Here is a 17790-nt window from a genome sequence, read left to right on the forward strand (position 1 = left end):
CAGGATGCAGGCCGCTCTAACCGCTTGCCGCCGCAACGTCACGCGTTCCCGGTCGCGGCACGCCTTCCCGGATGCGCGCCGAGAAGCCCGGATCGGGGTCCGGCCCAGCGGCGCGCGGACCGATATGAGAGCGACGGGTCAGCTCGACGAGACTGAGGCGGCGCGTCACGAAGCTGTGCTCCTGTAGATAGGATGGCAGCTTGCCCGGCAGCAGGATACGCCAGTCGAGCCCGATGGCTGGATCGAGGCGATGCGCCATGCCGAAGATCACCGTGGTGCAATTCTCCGCCACAGTATTGTACCAGCGTGGCCGCCGCGCGACGTCGTTGGCAAGCTCGGCATATTGGCGCAGCAGGGCGAGCGCGGTGGCACGCTCGATGTCGAGCCGGTATAGCCGCACGTCCTCGCCGCGGACGGTGCTGCGGACCTTGACAACATCACGCTCGTCGGCTGCGATGACGGCCAGTTCATAGGTCTTGAAGAAGCCGGCGACGGTCTCATAGGCTTGGCCGCGCTGCTTGCGGATCTCGATGGAGAAGGCGAGCGGGTCGCTGTCGGCGAAGTCGAAGCTGATGATAGCGTGGGCGACCGATTCTCCGGCCCAGTACGACAGGAACAGGTCGGCGCCCTGCAATTGGCTCAGCCGGTAGCGACGCCGCTCCCAGCGCTGGTCGAAGTCGGTGTCGGAGCGCCAGCGAAAGTTGCGGACATTGTTCACCGTCAGCACGTCGCCGTCGATGTGCGTGGTCGCGACCCGGGCGAGATCGGGCTGCCAGTCGCGATAGTTGGATGGGCGGATCGTCGCCCACCAGCCGAACTGTGCGATCAGCATCGCAATGAACAGCGCGGCCGCGGGCTTCCAGCGATGCCGCCAGGCCAGGACGACGACGACCGCCAGCCCGGTCAGCCACAGCGCACAGACCAGCCCGCGCCCCAGCGGACCGAATGGCAGCCGCAGCCACAGCGCAAGCGTTCCCCACGCGGCCAGGGGAAAGACGACGACGAACGTCAGCAGGGCTGCAAACAGGCGCCTGATCATCGATTGGCCCCCGCCGCGTCGTCGCAGGACCATCCAGCGCCGGGGCTCAATCGTCAAGCGGCAGGCGGGAGGCTCGTCGCCATGCCAGGCTGCGGAGGTTCAGTTCATGCAGGCGGGAAACGCCGCCCGTCTCGATGGACCGGGCCAGCGCGACGGCCGCGGCGAGAATGTCGAGCGGCAGAGACCGCCACGCGGGCCGGGCATGCGCGAGGTCCCATTTGCCGCCGACTGCATTGTCATAGGCGACACGCAGGAAGCAGTGGTCGTGGCGCAGCGGTCAGCCCTCGGCAGCGGCGCGGGCGACAAGGCGCGCGACGCTGGCATCGAGGTCGGCGCGCAGCTGCTCGCGGGTCAACCGACCCGGACGCCCTTCCAGAACGCGACCCGGTCCTTGATCTCGGCTGCGGCGGGCTTTGGATCGGCATAATACCAGGCGGCATCGGTGTTCTCGGCACCGCCCGCCGCCAGCGTGTAGTAATTGGCGAGGCCCTTCCAGCCGCAGACCGTCGTCGTCGTGCTCGGCTTCAGCATCGCCGGATCGATCGAGGACAGCGGGAAATAGTGATTGTTCTCGACGACCACGGTGTCGTCGCTGTCGGCGATCGTGACGCCGTTCCAAACTGCCTTGACCATGAGATGCTCCCGCTCGCTGTTCGACCCTATTGACCGAACCGCACTTCGCTTGCCTGCGCCAGTGCCGCCTTTGCCGCAGCGATCAGCGCGCCGGCCTTGGCCTCGCACTCCGCCTGTTCGCTGGCGGCGACGCTGTCGGCGACGATCCCGGCGCCCGCCTGGACATGCATGACGCCGTCCTTGAGCACGGCTGTGCGCAGAACGATGCAGCTGTCCATCGAGCCGTCGGGCGAGAAATAGCCGACGCCGCCGGCATAGGCGCCGCGCTTCTCGGGCTCGAGTTCGCGGATCACCTCCATCGCCCGGATCTTGGGCGCACCGCTGACGGTGCCCGCCGGAAAGCCCGACAGCAGGGCGTCGATGGCGTCGCGGTCGTCGGCCAGCCGTCCCCGCACGTTGGAGACGATGTGCATGACGTGGCTGTAGAATTCGACACCGAAGCGGTCGGTGACGGTGACGCTGCCAGGGGCCGAGACCCGTCCGGTGTCGTGCCGGCCAAGGTCGAGCAGCATCAGATGCTCGGCCAGTTCCTTGGGATCGGCGAGGAGTTCATCGCGCAGCGCCGCATCCTCGACCGCGTCGCGGCCGCGGCGGCGGGTCCCGGCGATCGGCCGGATGGTGACCTCGCCGTCGCGGACACGGACCAAGATCTCCGGGCTGGAGCCGATCAGGGCGAACCCCGGCAGGTCGAGGAAATACAGGAACGGCGACGGGTTGATGCGCCGCAACGCCCGGTACAAGTCTAGCGGAGGAAGCGGGAAATCGACGGTGAAACGCTGCGCCAGCACGACCTGGAAGATGTCCCCGGCAGCGATATACTCCTGCGCCGACGCCACCATCTCGGCATAGCGGCCCGGTGGCAGGATCGAACGGCGCTCACCGTCCGGCGCCTCGGCACCGAGACGCGCCGCGGCGGGAGCGGGCTGGGCCAGCCGCGCGGCCGCGGTTTCGATGCGCTCCACCGCGCGCGCATAAGCGTCAGCGGGCTCGGCGCTGCCCGGGAACAGCGGCGCCACGAAGAACAGCTCGTCACGCAACCGGTCGAAGACCAGCAGCAGCGTCGGGCGGACGAACATCAGATCGGGCAGGCCGAGCGGATCGTCACCCGGCGGCGGCAGGCGCGGCTCCGACAGTCGTGCTGCCTCATAGCCCATGTAGCCGACCAGCACCGACAATGCCGGCGGCAGTTCCGCCGGCACTTCGGCACGGCACGACGCGACCAGCGTGCGCAGCTCGTCGAGGACCGGGCCGTCGCACGGCACGAAGGCGGACCGATCCGACTGCCAGTCGCGGTTGACCTCGACGCTGGTGCCGGTCGCGCGCCAGATCAGGTCGGGATCGAGGCCGAGCAGCGAATAGCGTCCGCGCACCGCCCCGCCCTCGACCGATTCGAGCAGGAACGCGCCGTCGCCGCCGGGTGCCAGCTTGAGCATCGCCCCGACCGGCGTTTCGGTGTCCGCGACGATCCGCGTCCAGACCAACTGGGCCCGGCCGTCAGCCAGCGCGGCGCATGCGGTGGCGGCATCCGGGCTGGCGCCGCTCACTCCACGCCCCGTCACTTGGCGCTTGGATCGACTTCGCCGACGATCCGCTGCGTGGCCGCGGCGATCGCCTTGGGATAGCGCTTGACGCCGACCTCACGCTCCAGTGCCGAGGCAAAGGCCGCGTTGAGTTCGTCCGACGCAAGTTGGGCAAGCTGCTGGCGCGTCGCCTCGACGATCGGCAGCGCAGCGGACAGATTGCCGGCCAGGATGCGATCCTTGTGAACGACGACGACCGAGCCGGTCGGCGTCGGCAGCGCCTGGGTAGCGCCGGCACCCATGGCCAGGAACGCCTGCAGCGCCGGCGGAACCTGCGCGCTGCCGATGTCGGCACGGCGACCGGAGATCGGCTTGGGCGCCGGCAGACCGCGCTTCTGCATCGCAGCGGCGAGCGTCGAGCCCTTCGCCATTTCCGCGAGGACCGCGTCGCTGGTCTGCTTGGTGGCCTTGGCGCTGAGATCGGCGGTCGCGGCGGCGACCACCTGCGCCCGGACCTGTGCCAGCGGAACGGCTGCGGGCGCGAGGACCTGGCCGAGCTCGACCACCGCGAACTGACCCTTGCCGAGCTCCTGCACGCTGGCGCCGTCGGCTGGATCGGCATCGAAGGCCTTGGCGAGCACCGGCAAAGTCGCCGGAGCAAGTGCGGCGGCGGTGCCCAGCGTGCGTCCGTCGCGGGTCACCGGCTCGACGGTGACCGGCACCAGCTTGTGCTGGGCGACCACGTCGGCAAAGCTCTTGCCGCTGCCGAGGCCGTCCTCGATCGACGCGACGGCATCGCTCAACGCCGCCTCGCCCTTCTCGGCGCGCAGCTTGGTGGTGATCTGCGCCTTCATGCTGGCGAAATCGCCCTTCGCCGGCGTGATCGCCGCGACCTGCACGACGTTCCAGCCGAAGTCGGTCTTGACCGGGCCGACCAGCTGACCGGCAGGCGCCTTGAACGCAGTATCGGCAAGCGCGGCATTGGAGGCAGCCGCATATTTATCGCGCGACAGTGAACCCAGTTCGATGTCGCTGGCCTTGTAGCCTGCCAACTTCTGCGCCGCGTCGGCGAAGGACTGCCCACCGCGCACGGCAGCAACGAAAGCCTGGGCCTTGGCTTCGTCGGGAAACACCACCTGGTTCAGGCGGCGCTGCTCGACGGCGCCGAATTCCTCGCGGTGCGCGTCGAAGTACTTGCGGGCCTCCTCGTCGGAGACGGTCACGGCGGCAGCAATCACGGCGCTGTCGAGGATCGCGTAGCGAAAGCCGCGGCGCTCCGGCAACATGAAGCGCGCCTGGTTGGTCTTGTAATAATCGGCGATGACGGCCTCGCTCGGCGCGGCGACCTGGGCGGGCGGGATGGTCGCCCCCTCCCCCTGGTGCACGTCGAGGAGCAGGCGGGCGTAGGGGATCGCCATCATGCGCGAGACCTGCGCCGCAGTGCCGACCGGAACCAGCAGCTGCTTCTTGATGAGGTCGCTGCGCAAGCCGTCGCGAAGCTCGCGCTCCGACATGCGGTTCTGGGTGAGCAGGCGCTTGTAGGTCGCATCGTCGAACTTGCCGGCGACGCGGAACGCATCGATCGAGGCGATGCCGCCGTCGACGGCGCGGTCGCTGGCGCGAATGCCCTGGCGCGCTGCGAAATCCTCGACCGCCGCGCCGCCGATCATGCCGTCGAGGACCTGGCTGACGCCGCCCTCCTTGACGACCTGCTGCTGCGTCAGGCCGGGATTCGTCTCGCGCGCCCGGCGGACGACGCGGTCGAACTGCTTGAGGAACGCCGTCTCGGAAATGCTGGTCTTGCCGACCTTGGCGAGGTCGCCGCCGGCGCTGCCGCTGCCGCCACCGAACGGGTCACCGACGCCGGTCACCGCAAAGGCGACGACGATGAGCCCGAGGAGCAAGAGCACCGGCCAGGAAGTCAGCGCCTTGCGAATGAATGAAAGCATGAAGGTCCGTCGATTGAATAATGAGGGCGTCGAGCGCGGGCGGACCATAGGCAAGCGGGCGCGCACGGGCAAGACTTGGGCAGCGGAGCGCCGGACACTCTTGCGCTGACCGTCGCCCACGCTATTCCGGAGTGATGAAATACATCGTCGGCAATTGGAAGATGCACGGGACCGCCGCCGCGCTGGAGGAAATTCGGGGGCTGGCCGGCGCTGTGCCGGACGGCGTCGATGTTGCGGTCTGCCCGCCGTTCACGCTGATCGAACGCGCGGCACGGGTCGCCGAGGGCACCCGGCTGGCGATCGGCGCGCAGAACCTTCACGCCTCGGAAAAGGGCGCGCACACCGGCGATATCAGCGCGTCGATGCTCGCCGATGCCGGTGCCTCGCTGGTCATCGTCGGCCATAGCGAGCGGCGGGCGGATTGCGGCGAGAGCGACCACATCGTCCATGCCAAGGCCGAGGCGGCGCTGGCCGCCGGGCTGACCACCATCCTGTGCGTCGGGGAAACCGAGGCGGAGCGTGATGCGAGCCGGGCCGAAGCCGTCGTCGCGACGCAATTGGCTGGCTCCTGCCCCGGCAGCGCCGACGGGCTGGTCATCGCCTATGAACCGGTCTGGGCAATCGGCACCGGGCGCACCCCGACGCCCGAGGATGTCAGGGCAATGCACGCCCATGTCCGGCACGATCTGGTGCTGCGCTACGGCGATGCCGGCCAGGCGGTGCGCATCCTGTACGGCGGCTCGGTCAATCCGGGGAACGCGGCGACGTTGCTGGCGATCCCCGACGTCGATGGTGCGCTGGTCGGCGGGGCGAGCCTGACGGCAGCCGGATTGCTGGCGATCGCGGCCGCTGCTCCCACAGGCTGAAGGCCGATCGCCGCCGTATAGTTGCACCCGACCCGCTCAACCGCTACATGCGCGGGCGTAATCACCCGAAAGCAACTTCGCCCGCCATGACCAGCTTTGCCTCGACCTTCGTCCTCGTCATCCACACGCTAATTGCGATTGCGCTATGCGGCGTCATCCTGCTGCAGCGTTCGGAGGGCGGTGGCCTGGGCATCGGCGGCGGCAATGCTGGTGGCCTGATGACGGCGCGCGGTGCTGCAGACCTGCTGACCCGCTCGACGACGATCCTCGCGGGGCTGTTCATCCTGACCAGCATTACGCTGGCGGTGCTGGCGGCGTCGAGCAACCGCTCGCGGCCGATCGATACCTCGCTGGCGACGACGAGCCCGATCACCGCTCCCGCGAAGCCGGTGACGGCGCCGGCCGCACCTGCAGCGCCTGCTCCGGCGCCGACCGACAGCGTTCCGCTGGCACGATGAGCGCCTGAGTGCCGCCGGGGGGCAGCGCCACATCGGGAGGCCGGATCAAGTCGCTGGTCGGCGGCTCGATCGGCAACCTCGTCGAATGGTACGACTGGTACGTCTATAGCGCGTTCTCGCTGTATTTCGCCGCGAGCTTCTTTCCCGCGGGCGACACGACCGCCCAACTGTTCAACGCCGCCGGGGTGTTCGCCATCGGCTTCCTGATGCGCCCGGTCGGCGGCTGGCTGCTCGGTGTCTACGCCGACAAGCATGGTCGCAAGGCGGCGCTCAGTCTTTCGGTGATGCTGATGGCGGGCGGCTCGCTGGTCGTCGCGGTATGTCCGCCGTTCGCCAGCATCGGCATCGTCGCGCCGATCCTGCTGGTGCTGGCGCGGCTGGCTCAGGGCCTGTCCGTCGGTGGCGAGTACGGCGCCTCGGCAACCTATATGAGCGAGATGGCCGTCGCCCGGCACCGCGGTTTCTTCGCGAGCTTCCAGTATGTGACGCTGATCTCGGGACAGTTGATCGCGCTGGCGGTGCTGCTGCTCCTGCAGCGTTGGCTGACCGAGGCGCAGCTGGAGAGCTGGGGCTGGCGCATTCCGTTCGCGATCGGCTCGCTGGCGGCACTTGTCGCGCTGTGGCTCCGCCGTTCGATCGCCGAGACCGACGCGTTCGAGCAGACCAGCGAGGCATCGCGCAGCGGCTTGTTCGCGCGGCTGTGGGAGCACCGGCGGTCGGCGGCGCTGGTCATCGGGCTGGGCGCCGGCGGCAGCCTCGCCTTCTATACCTTCACGACGTACATGCAGAAATTCCTGGTCAACACGGCGCACTGGACCAAGGCGGAGGCCAGCCTGGTCTCGGCAGGTACGCTGGTCGTCTACATGTGCATCCAGCCGGTCTTCGGGGCGCTGTCGGACCGCATCGGACGTCGGCCATTGCTGCTGGCATTCGGTGTACTCGGCGTGCTCGGCACCGTGCCCGTGCTGACCGCGCTGTCGAGCGTGCAAAGCCGTACCGAGGGCTTTGTCCTTATCCTCGCCGCGCTGACCGTGCTGAGCTGCTACACCGCGATCTCGGGCCTGGTGAAGGCGGAGTTGTTCCCCGCCAACGTCCGAGCGCTAGGGGTCGGACTGCCCTACGCCTTGTCGGTTTCGCTGTTCGGCGGCACCGCGGAATATGTCGCATTATGGTTCAAGAGCGCCGGACACGAGGCGGGCTTCTTCTGGTATGTCACGGCGATGATCGCGATCTCGCTGGTCGTCGCGCTGATCCTGCCCGACACGCGGGACGCCAGCCTGATCGAGGGGTAGATCGCATGGCTGACCCAGTCGACATCCTGAACTGGCGCCGGCTCGACGACCGCATCACCACGTCGGGCCAGCCGAGCGAAGCGCAACTCGCCGCCGTCTCCGCGCTGGGCGTCAGCCGGGTCATCAACCTCGCTCTCCACACCCACGAAAGGGCGCTCGCCGACGAAGCCGCGACCGTTGCGGGCCTCGGCATGACCTACGTCCACATACCCGTCGAGTTCGGTGCGCCGACCGAGGCTGACTACCAGCGCTTCTGCGCCGCCATGGCCGAGGCCGAAGATGCGCCGCTGCATGTCCACTGCGCTGTCAACGCCCGGGTGACGGCGTTCTTCTACCGCTACCAGACCGAGGTACTCGGCATCCCGGAGCCCGCGGCCCGTGCGATGCTGGAGAGCGTCTGGCGCCCCGGCGGCGTCTGGGCGAAGTTCATCGGCGATGCGGCCGGTGTCGACCGCCAGCACCAGTACGCGCGTCGGGACTATTAGGCCGGCACGACGCGGCGACGGCGCAGCACCGTCCCGGTCAGGCCGAAGCCGGCGATCAGCTGCAGCCAGACACCGGGTTCGGGCACGGCGCCGATGCCGATCAGGTCGCCGATCCGCTCGGCCAGCGCGACCTGCACCGGCGCGGTCGGATGGGTGCCGTCGAAGCTGAAGAAGTGGCTGCAATCGGGCGGGAAACCACCAGCGAGTTGCGCCGGGATGCAGGGATGGACGAAATCCGTGTCGGCCGGCAGCCCAATGCTGGTCGGATCGGCGAGTATCTTGTCGAAGAAGCTGAAGAAGTCGAAGCGGTACAGCGATGCCGTCAGGAACGGCGATACCGCGTCAAGGCCGAGGTCGAGCTGGGCCTGCAGCGCGACGCCCTCCGGCTCCTGTGGGTTCGGCACCCCGGCGACCAGGATGCGCGTTGCCCCCGCCGCATTAAGTGCCTGCACCGCGCCGACGATATTATGCACGTAGAGCGCGCTGTAGTCCGCCACCGAAAGGCCGTAGGTGTCGCCGCTCTGGATAGCGTTGACGTCGTTATTGCCGAAGTTGATCACGTACAGCGCGTTCGGATCGACCGGCCGACCCAGCGACTGGTACACGCCAAGCTGTCCCGGCAGGCCGGGAACGGTGAAGCCTTGCAGGACCGCATTCCCTGCCGCCCGCGCACCGCCGACCGCGAAATTCTTGCCGCCAAGCAGCGACGGCACGGTGTAGCTGCCCGTCAGCCGCTTCGAGATCAGGTCGGTATAATCAGGGCCGTTGGTGAAGCGCCCGTCGAAATAGCCGTATTGCGGCTGGGCAGTCTGGTGACCGGAGCCGATATAGGCGTTGCCCGCGTCGACCAGCGAATCCCCGAACACGTACAGCGCGTCGGGCCTGCCCCCCGGTGCTGCTGCCGCCGCCGTCGCCGTCAGCAACAACGCCACGCCGAACCCAACACACCGACGACCCGCCAGCATCGCGACCCCCTGTGCAAAGCACCGGTCTTTGCCGGCAGCAGACACAGAGGTTAACAAAATCCACCGGCGATTCCCACAGAATTCCTCGCCCTCAGCCAACGAAATGGAGGGCGAGGCCCGCGCGTCGACATCCTACAGGATGAACTTCGACAGGTCGGTGTTCCGTGCGATCGCCCCGAGCTCGCGCTCGACATAGGCGGCGTCGATCACCACGACCTCGCCCGAACGCTCGTCGGCGTCGAAGCTGACCGATTCCAACAGCTTCTCCATGATAGTCTGCAACCGCCGGGCCCCGATGTTCTCGACCGCATCGTTGACCTCGGCAGCGATGCGCGCGATCGCCTTGATGCCGTCGGGACGTAGTTCGAGCTTGACCCCCTCGGTGCCGAGCAGCCCGGTGTACTGCCGGATCAGCGACGCCTCGGTGTCGGTCAGGATCGCCTCGAAATCCTCGCGCGTCAGGCCCTTCAGCTCGACCCGGATCGGCAGGCGGCCCTGAAGCTCGGGCAACAGGTCCGACGGCTTCGAGACGTGGAACGCCCCGGACGCGATGAACAGGATGTGGTCGGTCTTCACCGGGCCGTACTTGGTCGCGACCGTCGTCCCCTCGATCAGCGGCAGCAGATCGCGCTGCACGCCTTCACGCGACACCGAGCCGCCGCGCACGTCGCTGACTGCGATCTTGTCGATCTCGTCGAGGAAGACGATGCCGTTCTCCTCGGCCGAGCGCACCGCGTCGCGAGCGATGTCCTCATCGTCGAGGCGCTTGTCGCTCTCTTCGGCGACCAGGACCTCCCAGGCCGCTTCGACCGGCATCTTTCGACGCTTGGTCTTGCCGCCCATCGCCTTGCCGAGCATGTCGGACAGGTTGATCATGCCGACCTGTCCCGGCTGCATACCGGGCATCTCGAACGACTGGCCACCAGTGTCGGAAACCTCGATCTCGACCTCGCGGCCCTTGAGCGCACCGGTGCGGAAACGCTCGCGGAACGCCAGCCGCGTCGCCTCGGAGGCGTCCTTGCCGACCAGCACGTCGAGCAGTCGCGCCTCGGCGGCTTCCTCGGCCTTCTCCTTCACCCCGGCGCGCTTCTGCTCGCGGATCAGGCGGATCGACTCCTCGACGAGGTCGCGGATGATCGAGTCGACGTCGCGCCCGACATAGCCGACCTCGGTGAACTTGGTCGCCTCGATCTTGAGGAACGGTGCCTCCGCCAGCCGCGCCAGGCGGCGGCTGATCTCGGTCTTGCCGCAGCCCGTCGGCCCGATCATCAGGATGTTCTTGGGGCTGACCTCGTCGCGCAGGTCCTCGCCCAACCGCTGCCGCCGCCAGCGATTGCGCAGCGCCACCGCCACGGCGCGCTTCGCATCGCCCTGACCGACGATATAGCGATCGAGCGCGGCCACGACCTGGCGCGGGGTCAGATTCTCGGGCGTTGCGGCGGCAGTCTCGCCGCCTTCGATGACGTTCAGTACAGGGGTCATATCGCGATACTCTCAAGCGTTACATTGCTGTTGGTATAGACGCAGACGTCGGCGGCGATCTGCATGGCACGCCGGGCGATCGCCTCGGCATCGTGGCTGGAGTCGGCCAGCGCCCGCGCTGCGGCGAGCGCGTAATTGCCGCCGGAGCCGATGGCGCAGATGCCGTTCTCCGGCTCCAGCACGTCGCCGGTGCCGGTCAGCACCAGCGTCACGTCCTTGTCGGCGACGATCATCATCGCCTCCAGCCGCCGCAAATAGCGGTCGGTCCGCCAGTCCTTCGCCAGCTCGACGGCGGCGCGGGTCAGCTGCCCGGGAAAACGCTCGAGCTTGGCCTCAAGCCGCTCGAACAGCGTGAAGGCATCCGCGGTCGCACCGGCGAACCCGCCGATCACCAGCCCCTCGGGGCCAAGCCGGCGGACCTTCTTGGCGTTCGACTTCATGACGGTCTGGCCCATCGTCACCTGGCCGTCCCCGGCGATGACGACGTGCCCGTCCTTGCGCACCGACACGATCGTCGTGCCGTGCCAGTTGGTTGGATCACTCATGGGTGTGTTGGTCTTTCAAAGGCTCACTTTGCTGGAGCCGATGTAGGAATGGCACCGCGCGGCGTTAAGGGGAGGCGCGGCGCGGTCGCTCTCAGGTCGACAACGAGTTCCGAAGTCGGCTCGACGATGTCGTGGCCTTGAAAAGGCCGAACGCACACAGCACCGCCAGGAAGGCGAAAACGCTGCCCTCCGGCCCAATGGGTCCCCCCGTAATCCATAAGGATCCGGTCGGCCTGAAGTCGAACAGGTGACCTTGATCGAGGTAGCCACTGCCGGCAGCCCCGAACAACGGCGCGCTCGCCCAGTTCCAACCGGTGTGATAGCCGATCGACCACCAAATCGAGCCGGTTCGGTAGACGGCATAGGCAAGAAGTGCGCCCTGCACGAACAGGCGCAGGAGCCACAGCCAGCTCACCCCGGGATTGACGAGGTGCAGGACCGAAAACATCAGGCCGGAAACCACGATGGCCCCGCGCCAACCGATCAGGCTCTGCGCGACGAGCAGGATAGCCACACGGCCATATAGCTCCTCGCCCGCAGCGCCGATAAAGTCGAACACTAGCCAGCCCGATCCATACACGGCTGCCGATGTCGCCGTTTGTGCCGAAGCGGCCACGGTCGCGCTCCCGCTCGCTATGATCGCCAGGATCGTGGCGATCATCACCATCAGCCTGATCGCCAGACCGGCAAATGTCAGTGGCACAGGTCGTGGACCCATCAACGGAAAGCCGCGCCACGGCCGGCCCAGGATTGCGATAACGCCCGCTACGACCAGCAGGTCGAGCGCAAGGCGGACAAGCATGAGCGAGGCATAAGGGAGCAACCCCATCTCGCCGTGTGAGACCATGTGCAGGCCGAACGCCGTGGCGAACAAGGCGTAGCCCGCAGACTCGATCTGATCGATCGCGAAATAGGCTGCGACCAAAAACAGCGCTCCCAGCAGGCCACGGATGAGGCCAGGGCCTGCAGCGGGATGTTCGTCGATCATGCAGCCGTTCACCTGATTGAGTTTCTGCAGCTAAACCGAATAGCGTCCAACGTTTCCGACAGCCGTTTGTCTTGTGACGCCAGCGGTCTCGACCCGCGTTGGAACCCGCCCGACGCGTCCCGATCCACCGTGCGCCTTGCCCCCTGCCCCCCCATGGTCTAGCGCGGGACGCATCATGCGCACCGCGACCATCTCCCGCCACACCAACGAAACCCGCATCGACGTGAGCGTCGATCTGGATGGCACGGGAGTGTATCAGGTCGATACCGGCATCGGCTTTCTCGACCATATGCTGGAGCAGCTGTCGCGCCACTCGCTGATCGACCTGACGTTGCACTGCGACGGCGACCTGCACATCGACGCGCACCACACGACCGAGGACAGCGGCATCGCGATCGGTACTGCCGTCGCCAAGGCGCTCGGCGACCGGCGCGGCATCACGCGCTACGGCCATGCCTATATCCCGATGGACGAGACGCTGACCCGCGTCAGCCTCGACATCTCCGGCCGGCCCTATCTCGTCTGGAAGACGGCGTTCAGCCAGCCGCGTCTCGGCGAGATGGACACCGAGCTGTTCAAGGAATGGTTCGGCGCCTTCTCGGGCGCGGCCGGCATCACGCTGCACGTCGAGACGCTTTACGGCGTGAACAACCACCACATCGTCGAGAGCTGCTTCAAGGGCCTGGCCAAGGCGCTGCGGGCGGCGATCACGCTCGACCCGCGCAAGCTCGACGCGATCCCTTCGACCAAGGGCACGCTGGGCGGACCGGTGACCGATGTCTAAGGCCGTTCGGCGAAGGCCGGCCCATGACTAGCGTCGCCATCGTCGACTATGGCGCCGGCAACATCCGCTCGGCGGCGAAAGCGCTTGAGGCTGCAGGCGCGGCGCGGGTAATCGTTACCAGCGACCCGGACGAAATCGCCGCCGCCGACCGCATCGTCCTGCCCGGCGTCGGCGCGTTCGCCCAGTGTGTCGCCGCGCTCAGGGGCACCCCGGGTGTGGTCGACGCGCTGGAGGAAGCGGTGCTGGAGCGCGGCAAGCCGTTCCTCGGTATTTGCGTCGGCATGCAGTTGCTGGCGACCACCGGCCACGAGCACGGCGAGCATGCCGGTCTCGGCTGGATCGACGGCGACGTGGTGCGGCTCGAGCCCGGTGTCGACGGCCTCAAGGTGCCGCACATCGGCTGGAACGACGTCGCCGCCGGTGGCGAGCGGCCGGGTCTCCCGGTGCTCGGCAGCGCATATTTCGTCCACAGCTACCACTTCGCCGCCGCCGATCCCGCGAGCGTGTTGGCAACGACCGATTATGGGCAGGAGATCGCCGCGGTGATCGCTCGCGACAACATCACCGGCGTGCAATTTCATCCTGAAAAGAGCCAGACTTATGGCCTTGATTTCCTCCGGGGCTGGTTGAGCACATGACCTTCACAATCTATCCCGCGATCGACCTCAAGGGTGGCCGCGTCGTCCGCCTCGCCGAAGGCGACATGGCGCGCGCCACGATCTATGGCGACGATCCCGCCGCGCAGGCCGCTGCCTTTGCCGAGGCCGGGGCGACCGCGCTCCATGTCGTCGACCTCGATGCCGCGTTCGCAGGCTCCAGCGTCAACGGCGATGCGGTCGAGCGGATCGTCGCGGCGTTTCCCGGCAAGGTCCAGATGGGCGGCGGCATCCGCAGCCGCGCTGCCCTCGACGCCTGGCTGGCCCGCGGCGTCCACCGCGTCGTGCTGGGGACGGCAGCGCTTGCCGACCCGAACTTCGTCGTCTCGGCCGCCAAGGCCAATCCGGGACGCATCGTCGTCGCGGTCGATGCCAAGGGCGGCATGGTGGCGACGCGCGGCTGGGCGGAGATCTCGACCGTGCCTGTCGCCGAGCTTGCCAAGCGCTTCGAGGGCGTCGGCATCGCGGCGGTGTTGTTCACAGATGTCGGCCGCGACGGGATGCTGAAGGGCGTCAACCTGGAGGCGACGTTGGCGCTGGCACAAAGCGTCTCGATTCCGGTGCTGGCGAGCGGCGGCGTCGCCGGGCCGCAGGACATCGACGACCTTCGTGTCCACATGAAGGACGGCATCGAGGGCGTCATCGTCGGACGCGCGATCTACGACGGGCGGCTCGACCTTGGCGACGCGCTGCGCCGCGCGGCCTGACCCGGCGGTGCTGAGCGTTCGCATCATCCCGTGCCTCGACGTTGCCGGTGGCCGCGTCGTCAAGGGCGTCAACTTTGTCGCGCTGCGCGATGCCGGCGATCCGGTCGAGGCGGCACGCGCCTATGACGCGGCGGGTGCGGACGAACTGGTTTTCCTCGATATCGGCGCGAGCCACGAAGGGCGCGACACCATCCTCGATGTCGTGCGGCGGACGGCGGATGCCTGTTTCATGCCGTTGACCGTCGGTGGCGGCGTGCGATCGGTCGCCGATGCGCGGGCGTTGCTGCTCGCCGGGGCGGACAAGGTCGCAGTCAACTCGGCTGCCGTCTCCGATCCGTCGTTGATTGACGCATTGGCGAAGCAGTTCGGCGAACAGTGCGTCGTGGTCGCGGTCGATGCCAAGGCGGTCGAGCCGGGGCGGTGGGAGATCTTCACCCACGGCGGGCGACGGGCCACAGGCATCGACGCCATCACCTTCGCGCGGGAGGCAGCGGACCGCGGCGCGGGTGAGATCCTGCTGACCAGCATGGACCGTGACGGTACTCGCTCCGGCTATGACCTGGCGTTGACCCGGGCAATCGCGGACGCAGTGCCGGTCCCGGTGATCGCCAGCGGCGGCGTCGGCGGGCTCGACGACCTGGTCGCGGGAGTGCTCGAAGGCCATGCCTCCGCCGTGCTGGCAGCGTCGATCTTCCACTTCGGCGAGGCAAGCATCGCCCAGGCTCGGGCGACGATGTCGGCGGCGGGAATACGGGTGCGATCGGTCTGATGGACAGTTTCGACAAGCTCTACGGCGCGATCGTCGCCAAGCGGCTCGGGGACCCCGAGACCTCATATGTCGCGCGCCTGACCGGCAAGGGCCGGGGCAAGATCGCGCAGAAGGTCGGCGAAGAAGCCGTCGAAGTCGTCATTGCGGCAATTCAGGACGACCGGGCCGCAACGGTGTCGGAGGCCGCGGACCTGATGTTCCATCTCGGCGTGTTGCTGGCCGACATTGGCGCGAACTTCGATGATGTCCGTGCCGAGCTCGACCGGCGCGAAGGTGTCTCGGGGCTGGCGGAAAAGGCTGGAAGGAAGGGCTGAGCGATGCCGGTGTCTGCAACAGGCCCATACGATCAGGGCAACATCTTCGCGAAGATCCTGCGCGGCGAAATCCCCTGCAACAAGGTCTTCGAGGACGACTTTGCCCTCGCCTTCCACGACATCGCCCCGCAGGCGCCGGTGCATGTGCTGGTCATTCCAAAAGGCCCCTATGTCTCCTGGGCCGACTTCAGCGCCACCGCCACCGACGCCGAGATCGGCGGGTTCGTCCGCGCCGTCGGGCAAGTCGCGCGTGACTTGGGCCTCGAGGAACCCGGCTATCGCCTGCTCGCCAACACCGGGGTCCACGGTAATCAGGTAGTCCCGCACCTCCACGTCCACATCTTCGGTGGCCGGCAGTTCGGCGCGATGCTGAGCTAGCGCAGGATCGCCGCCGCCAGCGCATCGCAGGGAGCGTCCGGAGCTGCTTCCGCCCTGCCCTCGTCGCCGCGGGTCTTCAGGCTTTTCAGCACCTCGCCGATCCGCCCGAGCAGCGACTTTTTGGGCGGCGAACGATCCACCGGCACGACATCGAAGGTCGGCAGCGCCAGCGTTCCGCCGACACGGATCGGTACCGTCGTCTGGATGACGTCGGGATGCTTCGACCGGCCGTTGAGCGTCAGCGCGATGCGCTCCGTGCCCAGGTCGACGGTGCCGCTGCCACCGGCGCGCATGACGTTGGTGTCGAGGATCAGGTCGTTGGCCCTGACCTGACCGTCGCGCGCCGCAAATCGACCGACGATGCAGCGGATCGGCGTCATCTCGTGCCGCTCGTCGGACAAGGCGATGCGAGCGCCCCGAACGACGTCGCCGGCGGCGAGCGTCGCGACGCTGAGCTTCATCTCGCCGCCACGCGAGATCAGGTCGATCGTGCCGTTGCCGCTGCCAAGGGCGGTCCGCACCGTGCGCCCGATACCATGCAACCTGATCCGACCGTCGAGCGGCGCGGTGGCGTCCTTCGGCTCGGTGAAGATATCCTCGATGCGTCCGCCCTTGAGGTCGAGGGAGACCGTGAGCTTGGGCTCGCCGCTGCGGTGATCGACGCTCATCTCGCCGCCGAGGGTGCCATGGACCAGCGTCGCCAGCACCGGTTTCACCGTCAACAGGCGGTGGTCCATGGTCAGCACCGCGTGCAGACCGACGAAGGGCGTCTTACCCTTCATCACCAGCCGCTTGGCGTCGAAGCGGATGACGCCGTCAGTGCGTGCCAGCTTCTCGAAATGGATCTCGGTATCGGGGAGGATCCGCTTGCCGGTCAGCTTTTCCTTCGCGGCCGCCCTCGCCTTGGCTTCGTCGGATGACAGGTCGTCGAAGTCGAAGCGGTTGGAGGCGATGCGACCGTCGAGAATACTGCGCCCTTCACGCTTGCGGACCGTCAGCGACCCCGCCAGGTCCGAATGACCGATAGTGCCGCTCAGCCCGGAAGCGACCCAATCGCGGTCGTCGTGACGCACCTTGGTCACGATTGCGAAATCCTGCGTCGCCGGAACGCCCGCCTGAATGATATCGTCGAGGTAGATCAGGTCCTTGCCGCTCGACCGGACATTGGCGGTGAAATGGCCGGTGTCGAGGACATGATCCATCGTCCCAGTCCCGTCCAGCCGGACAAGGCTCGACGACAGCGCGACGTTGAACGGATAGGGAGCGGCGGGATCGATATTGTCGAGCTTGCCCCCGGTTACCCTGAGCTGCAGCGGCTGTCCGCGCTGGGTGCCGCTGCCGGCTATGACGATGCCGTTGCGGGCGTCCGCGGTCAGGCTCGCGGTCAGCACGACGTGGCGCTTGACGTCGCTCAGGTGGAGGGTGGAGCCGGTGATCCGCAGATGGCGCAGCCGCGGCGGTGGCGAACTGCCGCCGCCGTTGTCGTCGGGGCGCTTGTCACCCTGCCAGTTGGCGCGGCCAGAGGCATCACGAACCAGCGCGAGCCGCATACCGTCGATGTCGAGGTCGATGGGCACGAACTTGCCGCGCAATAGCGAAGCGGCCGAGAAACGTAGTCGTACCGTGGCGATGCGCGCCATCTCGCCAGGTCCGGCCCAGCCGGGTTGAGCGACGCGGACGTCGGATAGCCGGATCACCGGCTCGAGCGAGAAGGTGTCGAGGCGTGAAAGACTGCCGATACTGACCGGACGATCGAGCGAGCGGGACAGCGCCCGCTCCAACGGTTTGCGCAGCACGCCGAGGGGGAATGCAGCGGCGACGACGATCAGCAGCAGCGCGACGGCGCCGACGATCACAGCGATCCGCGCCGCCATCGGAAGCGATCGCCAGCGGTTGTGAACGACGGTCGTGACGTGTGATCTCCTGCCGGCGACCGTTATCGGCTGCGATGCACACGTCA

The 17790-nt window shown here is 67.6% G+C and carries 19 protein-coding genes; 10 read left to right on the forward strand and 9 right to left on the reverse strand.

Going from position 1 to position 17790, the window contains the following annotated elements; translation table 11 throughout:
• Positions 1 to 16 precede the first annotated feature (16 nt).
• The 4 genes from ACOFKW_RS14345 to ACOFKW_RS14360 all read right to left on the reverse strand — a co-directional run bounded on the left by ACOFKW_RS14345 (position 17) and on the right by ACOFKW_RS14360 (position 5189).
• The gene (locus ACOFKW_RS14345; RefSeq protein WP_419814814.1) at positions 17 to 1039 is read right to left on the reverse strand and encodes a DUF4105 domain-containing protein; all 1023 of its coding nucleotides are present in this window, start codon (positions 1037 to 1039) and stop codon (positions 17 to 19) included.
• Positions 1040 to 1390: 351 nt separating this feature from the next.
• Positions 1391 to 1672, reverse strand: a complete 282-nt coding sequence (locus ACOFKW_RS14350; protein WP_419814815.1) for a DUF427 domain-containing protein — start codon at positions 1670 to 1672, stop codon at positions 1391 to 1393.
• A 26-nt stretch (positions 1673 to 1698) separates the two neighbouring features.
• The gene (locus ACOFKW_RS14355) at positions 1699 to 3216 is read right to left on the reverse strand and encodes an anthranilate synthase component I family protein (protein WP_419814816.1); all 1518 of its coding nucleotides are present in this window, start codon (positions 3214 to 3216) and stop codon (positions 1699 to 1701) included.
• Positions 3217 to 3227: 11 nt separating this feature from the next.
• Positions 3228 to 5189 (reverse strand): SurA N-terminal domain-containing protein, encoded by a 1962-nt coding sequence (locus ACOFKW_RS14360; protein ID WP_419816959.1) that lies wholly within the window; start codon positions 5187 to 5189, stop codon positions 3228 to 3230.
• An 86-nt stretch (positions 5190 to 5275) separates the two neighbouring features.
• On the opposite strand from ACOFKW_RS14360, the gene tpiA reads away from it, so the two are divergent.
• The 4 genes from tpiA to ACOFKW_RS14380 all read left to right on the forward strand — a co-directional run bounded on the left by tpiA (position 5276) and on the right by ACOFKW_RS14380 (position 8242).
• A complete protein-coding gene (tpiA, locus tag ACOFKW_RS14365) occupies positions 5276 to 6007 on the forward strand; it encodes a triose-phosphate isomerase (RefSeq protein WP_419814817.1) in 732 nt (243 codons plus the stop codon).
• Positions 6008 to 6093: 86 nt separating this feature from the next.
• Positions 6094 to 6465, forward strand: coding sequence for a preprotein translocase subunit SecG (gene secG / locus ACOFKW_RS14370; protein WP_419814818.1), 372 nt, complete (start codon positions 6094 to 6096; stop codon positions 6463 to 6465).
• A gap of 8 nt (positions 6466 to 6473) precedes the next feature.
• Positions 6474 to 7757 (forward strand): MFS transporter, encoded by a 1284-nt coding sequence (locus ACOFKW_RS14375; protein ID WP_419814819.1) that lies wholly within the window; start codon positions 6474 to 6476, stop codon positions 7755 to 7757.
• Positions 7758 to 7762: 5 nt separating this feature from the next.
• Positions 7763 to 8242, forward strand: coding sequence for a protein tyrosine phosphatase family protein (locus ACOFKW_RS14380; RefSeq protein WP_419814820.1), 480 nt, complete (start codon positions 7763 to 7765; stop codon positions 8240 to 8242).
• Here ACOFKW_RS14380 and ACOFKW_RS14385 read toward each other — a convergent pair.
• The 4 genes from ACOFKW_RS14385 to ACOFKW_RS14400 form a co-directional block, all read right to left on the reverse strand.
• Positions 8239 to 9174: an SGNH/GDSL hydrolase family protein gene (locus tag ACOFKW_RS14385; protein ID WP_419814821.1), complete on the reverse strand. Its 936-nt coding sequence runs from the start codon at positions 9172 to 9174 to the stop codon at positions 8239 to 8241. The two genes, ACOFKW_RS14380 and ACOFKW_RS14385, sit on opposite strands and share 4 nt — an antisense overlap.
• A 165-nt stretch (positions 9175 to 9339) precedes the next feature.
• Positions 9340 to 10689 (reverse strand): ATP-dependent protease ATPase subunit HslU, encoded by a 1350-nt coding sequence (gene hslU, locus ACOFKW_RS14390; protein ID WP_419814822.1) that lies wholly within the window; start codon positions 10687 to 10689, stop codon positions 9340 to 9342.
• A complete protein-coding gene (gene hslV / locus ACOFKW_RS14395; RefSeq protein WP_419814823.1) occupies positions 10686 to 11234 on the reverse strand; it encodes an ATP-dependent protease subunit HslV in 549 nt (182 codons plus the stop codon). The genes hslU and hslV overlap by 4 nt, the downstream gene beginning before the upstream one ends.
• Positions 11235 to 11325: 91 nt before the next feature.
• A complete protein-coding gene (locus ACOFKW_RS14400) occupies positions 11326 to 12222 on the reverse strand; it encodes a CPBP family intramembrane glutamic endopeptidase (protein WP_419814824.1) in 897 nt (298 codons plus the stop codon).
• Positions 12223 to 12397: 175 nt separating this feature from the next.
• Between ACOFKW_RS14400 and hisB the strand changes: the two genes are divergently transcribed.
• Genes hisB through ACOFKW_RS14430 form a run of 6 tightly spaced genes read left to right on the forward strand, consistent with a single transcriptional unit; the run spans position 12398 to position 15830 of the window.
• The gene (hisB, locus tag ACOFKW_RS14405) at positions 12398 to 13006 is read left to right on the forward strand and encodes an imidazoleglycerol-phosphate dehydratase HisB (RefSeq protein WP_419814825.1); all 609 of its coding nucleotides are present in this window, start codon (positions 12398 to 12400) and stop codon (positions 13004 to 13006) included.
• 23 nt (positions 13007 to 13029) lie between these two features.
• The gene (gene hisH / locus ACOFKW_RS14410; RefSeq protein ID WP_419814826.1) at positions 13030 to 13644 is read left to right on the forward strand and encodes an imidazole glycerol phosphate synthase subunit HisH; all 615 of its coding nucleotides are present in this window, start codon (positions 13030 to 13032) and stop codon (positions 13642 to 13644) included.
• Positions 13641 to 14369 carry a 1-(5-phosphoribosyl)-5-[(5-phosphoribosylamino)methylideneamino]imidazole-4-carboxamide isomerase gene (gene hisA / locus ACOFKW_RS14415; protein ID WP_419814827.1) on the forward strand — a complete coding sequence of 243 codons (729 nt, stop codon included), beginning with the start codon at positions 13641 to 13643 and terminating at the stop codon, positions 14367 to 14369. The genes hisH and hisA overlap by 4 nt, the downstream gene beginning before the upstream one ends.
• A 7-nt stretch (positions 14370 to 14376) precedes the next feature.
• The gene (hisF, locus tag ACOFKW_RS14420) at positions 14377 to 15138 is read left to right on the forward strand and encodes an imidazole glycerol phosphate synthase subunit HisF (RefSeq protein ID WP_419816960.1); all 762 of its coding nucleotides are present in this window, start codon (positions 14377 to 14379) and stop codon (positions 15136 to 15138) included.
• Complete coding sequence (locus tag ACOFKW_RS14425) at positions 15135 to 15452, forward strand: phosphoribosyl-ATP diphosphatase (RefSeq protein WP_419816961.1); 318 nt, start codon at positions 15135 to 15137, stop codon at positions 15450 to 15452. Before hisF ends, ACOFKW_RS14425 begins: the two co-directional genes overlap by 4 nt.
• Before the next feature lie 3 nt (positions 15453 to 15455).
• On the forward strand, positions 15456 to 15830 hold the full coding sequence (locus ACOFKW_RS14430) for a histidine triad nucleotide-binding protein (RefSeq protein ID WP_419814828.1): 375 nt from the start codon (positions 15456 to 15458) through the stop codon (positions 15828 to 15830).
• On the opposite strand, the gene ACOFKW_RS14435 is transcribed toward ACOFKW_RS14430, so the two are convergent.
• Positions 15827 to 17704 carry an AsmA family protein gene (locus ACOFKW_RS14435; protein ID WP_419814829.1) on the reverse strand — a complete coding sequence of 626 codons (1878 nt, stop codon included), beginning with the start codon at positions 17702 to 17704 and terminating at the stop codon, positions 15827 to 15829. The genes ACOFKW_RS14430 and ACOFKW_RS14435 overlap by 4 nt on opposite strands.
• Positions 17705 to 17790 lie beyond the last annotated feature (86 nt).

Source organism: Glacieibacterium sp. (assembly GCF_965200405.1).
Classification (GTDB): domain Bacteria; phylum Pseudomonadota; class Alphaproteobacteria; order Sphingomonadales; family Sphingomonadaceae; genus Glacieibacterium.

What these genes read in the sequence shown, in the direction of transcription:
- hisB (WP_419814825.1), top strand. Translation starts at nt 12,398, where the DNA reads ATGCGCACCGCGACCATCTCCCGCCACACCAACGAAACCCGCATCGAC.
- ACOFKW_RS14360 (WP_419816959.1), bottom strand. Translation starts at nt 5,189, where the DNA reads ATGGTCCGCCCGCGCTCGACGCCCTCATTATTCAATCGACGGACCTTC.
- hisA (WP_419814827.1), top strand. Translation starts at nt 13,641, where the DNA reads ATGACCTTCACAATCTATCCCGCGATCGACCTCAAGGGTGGCCGCGTC.
- hslV (WP_419814823.1), bottom strand. Translation starts at nt 11,234, where the DNA reads ATGAGTGATCCAACCAACTGGCACGGCACGACGATCGTGTCGGTGCGC.
- ACOFKW_RS14345 (WP_419814814.1), bottom strand. Translation starts at nt 1,039, where the DNA reads ATGATCAGGCGCCTGTTTGCAGCCCTGCTGACGTTCGTCGTCGTCTTT.
- tpiA (WP_419814817.1), top strand. Translation starts at nt 5,276, where the DNA reads ATGAAATACATCGTCGGCAATTGGAAGATGCACGGGACCGCCGCCGCG.
- ACOFKW_RS14435 (WP_419814829.1), bottom strand. Translation starts at nt 17,704, where the DNA reads ATGGCGGCGCGGATCGCTGTGATCGTCGGCGCCGTCGCGCTGCTGCTG.
- hslU (WP_419814822.1), bottom strand. Translation starts at nt 10,689, where the DNA reads ATGACCCCTGTACTGAACGTCATCGAAGGCGGCGAGACTGCCGCCGCA.
- secG (WP_419814818.1), top strand. Translation starts at nt 6,094, where the DNA reads ATGACCAGCTTTGCCTCGACCTTCGTCCTCGTCATCCACACGCTAATT.
- ACOFKW_RS14350 (WP_419814815.1), bottom strand. Translation starts at nt 1,672, where the DNA reads ATGGTCAAGGCAGTTTGGAACGGCGTCACGATCGCCGACAGCGACGAC.
- ACOFKW_RS14430 (WP_419814828.1), top strand. Translation starts at nt 15,456, where the DNA reads ATGCCGGTGTCTGCAACAGGCCCATACGATCAGGGCAACATCTTCGCG.
- hisH (WP_419814826.1), top strand. Translation starts at nt 13,030, where the DNA reads ATGACTAGCGTCGCCATCGTCGACTATGGCGCCGGCAACATCCGCTCG.
- ACOFKW_RS14400 (WP_419814824.1), bottom strand. Translation starts at nt 12,222, where the DNA reads ATGATCGACGAACATCCCGCTGCAGGCCCTGGCCTCATCCGTGGCCTG.
- ACOFKW_RS14380 (WP_419814820.1), top strand. Translation starts at nt 7,763, where the DNA reads ATGGCTGACCCAGTCGACATCCTGAACTGGCGCCGGCTCGACGACCGC.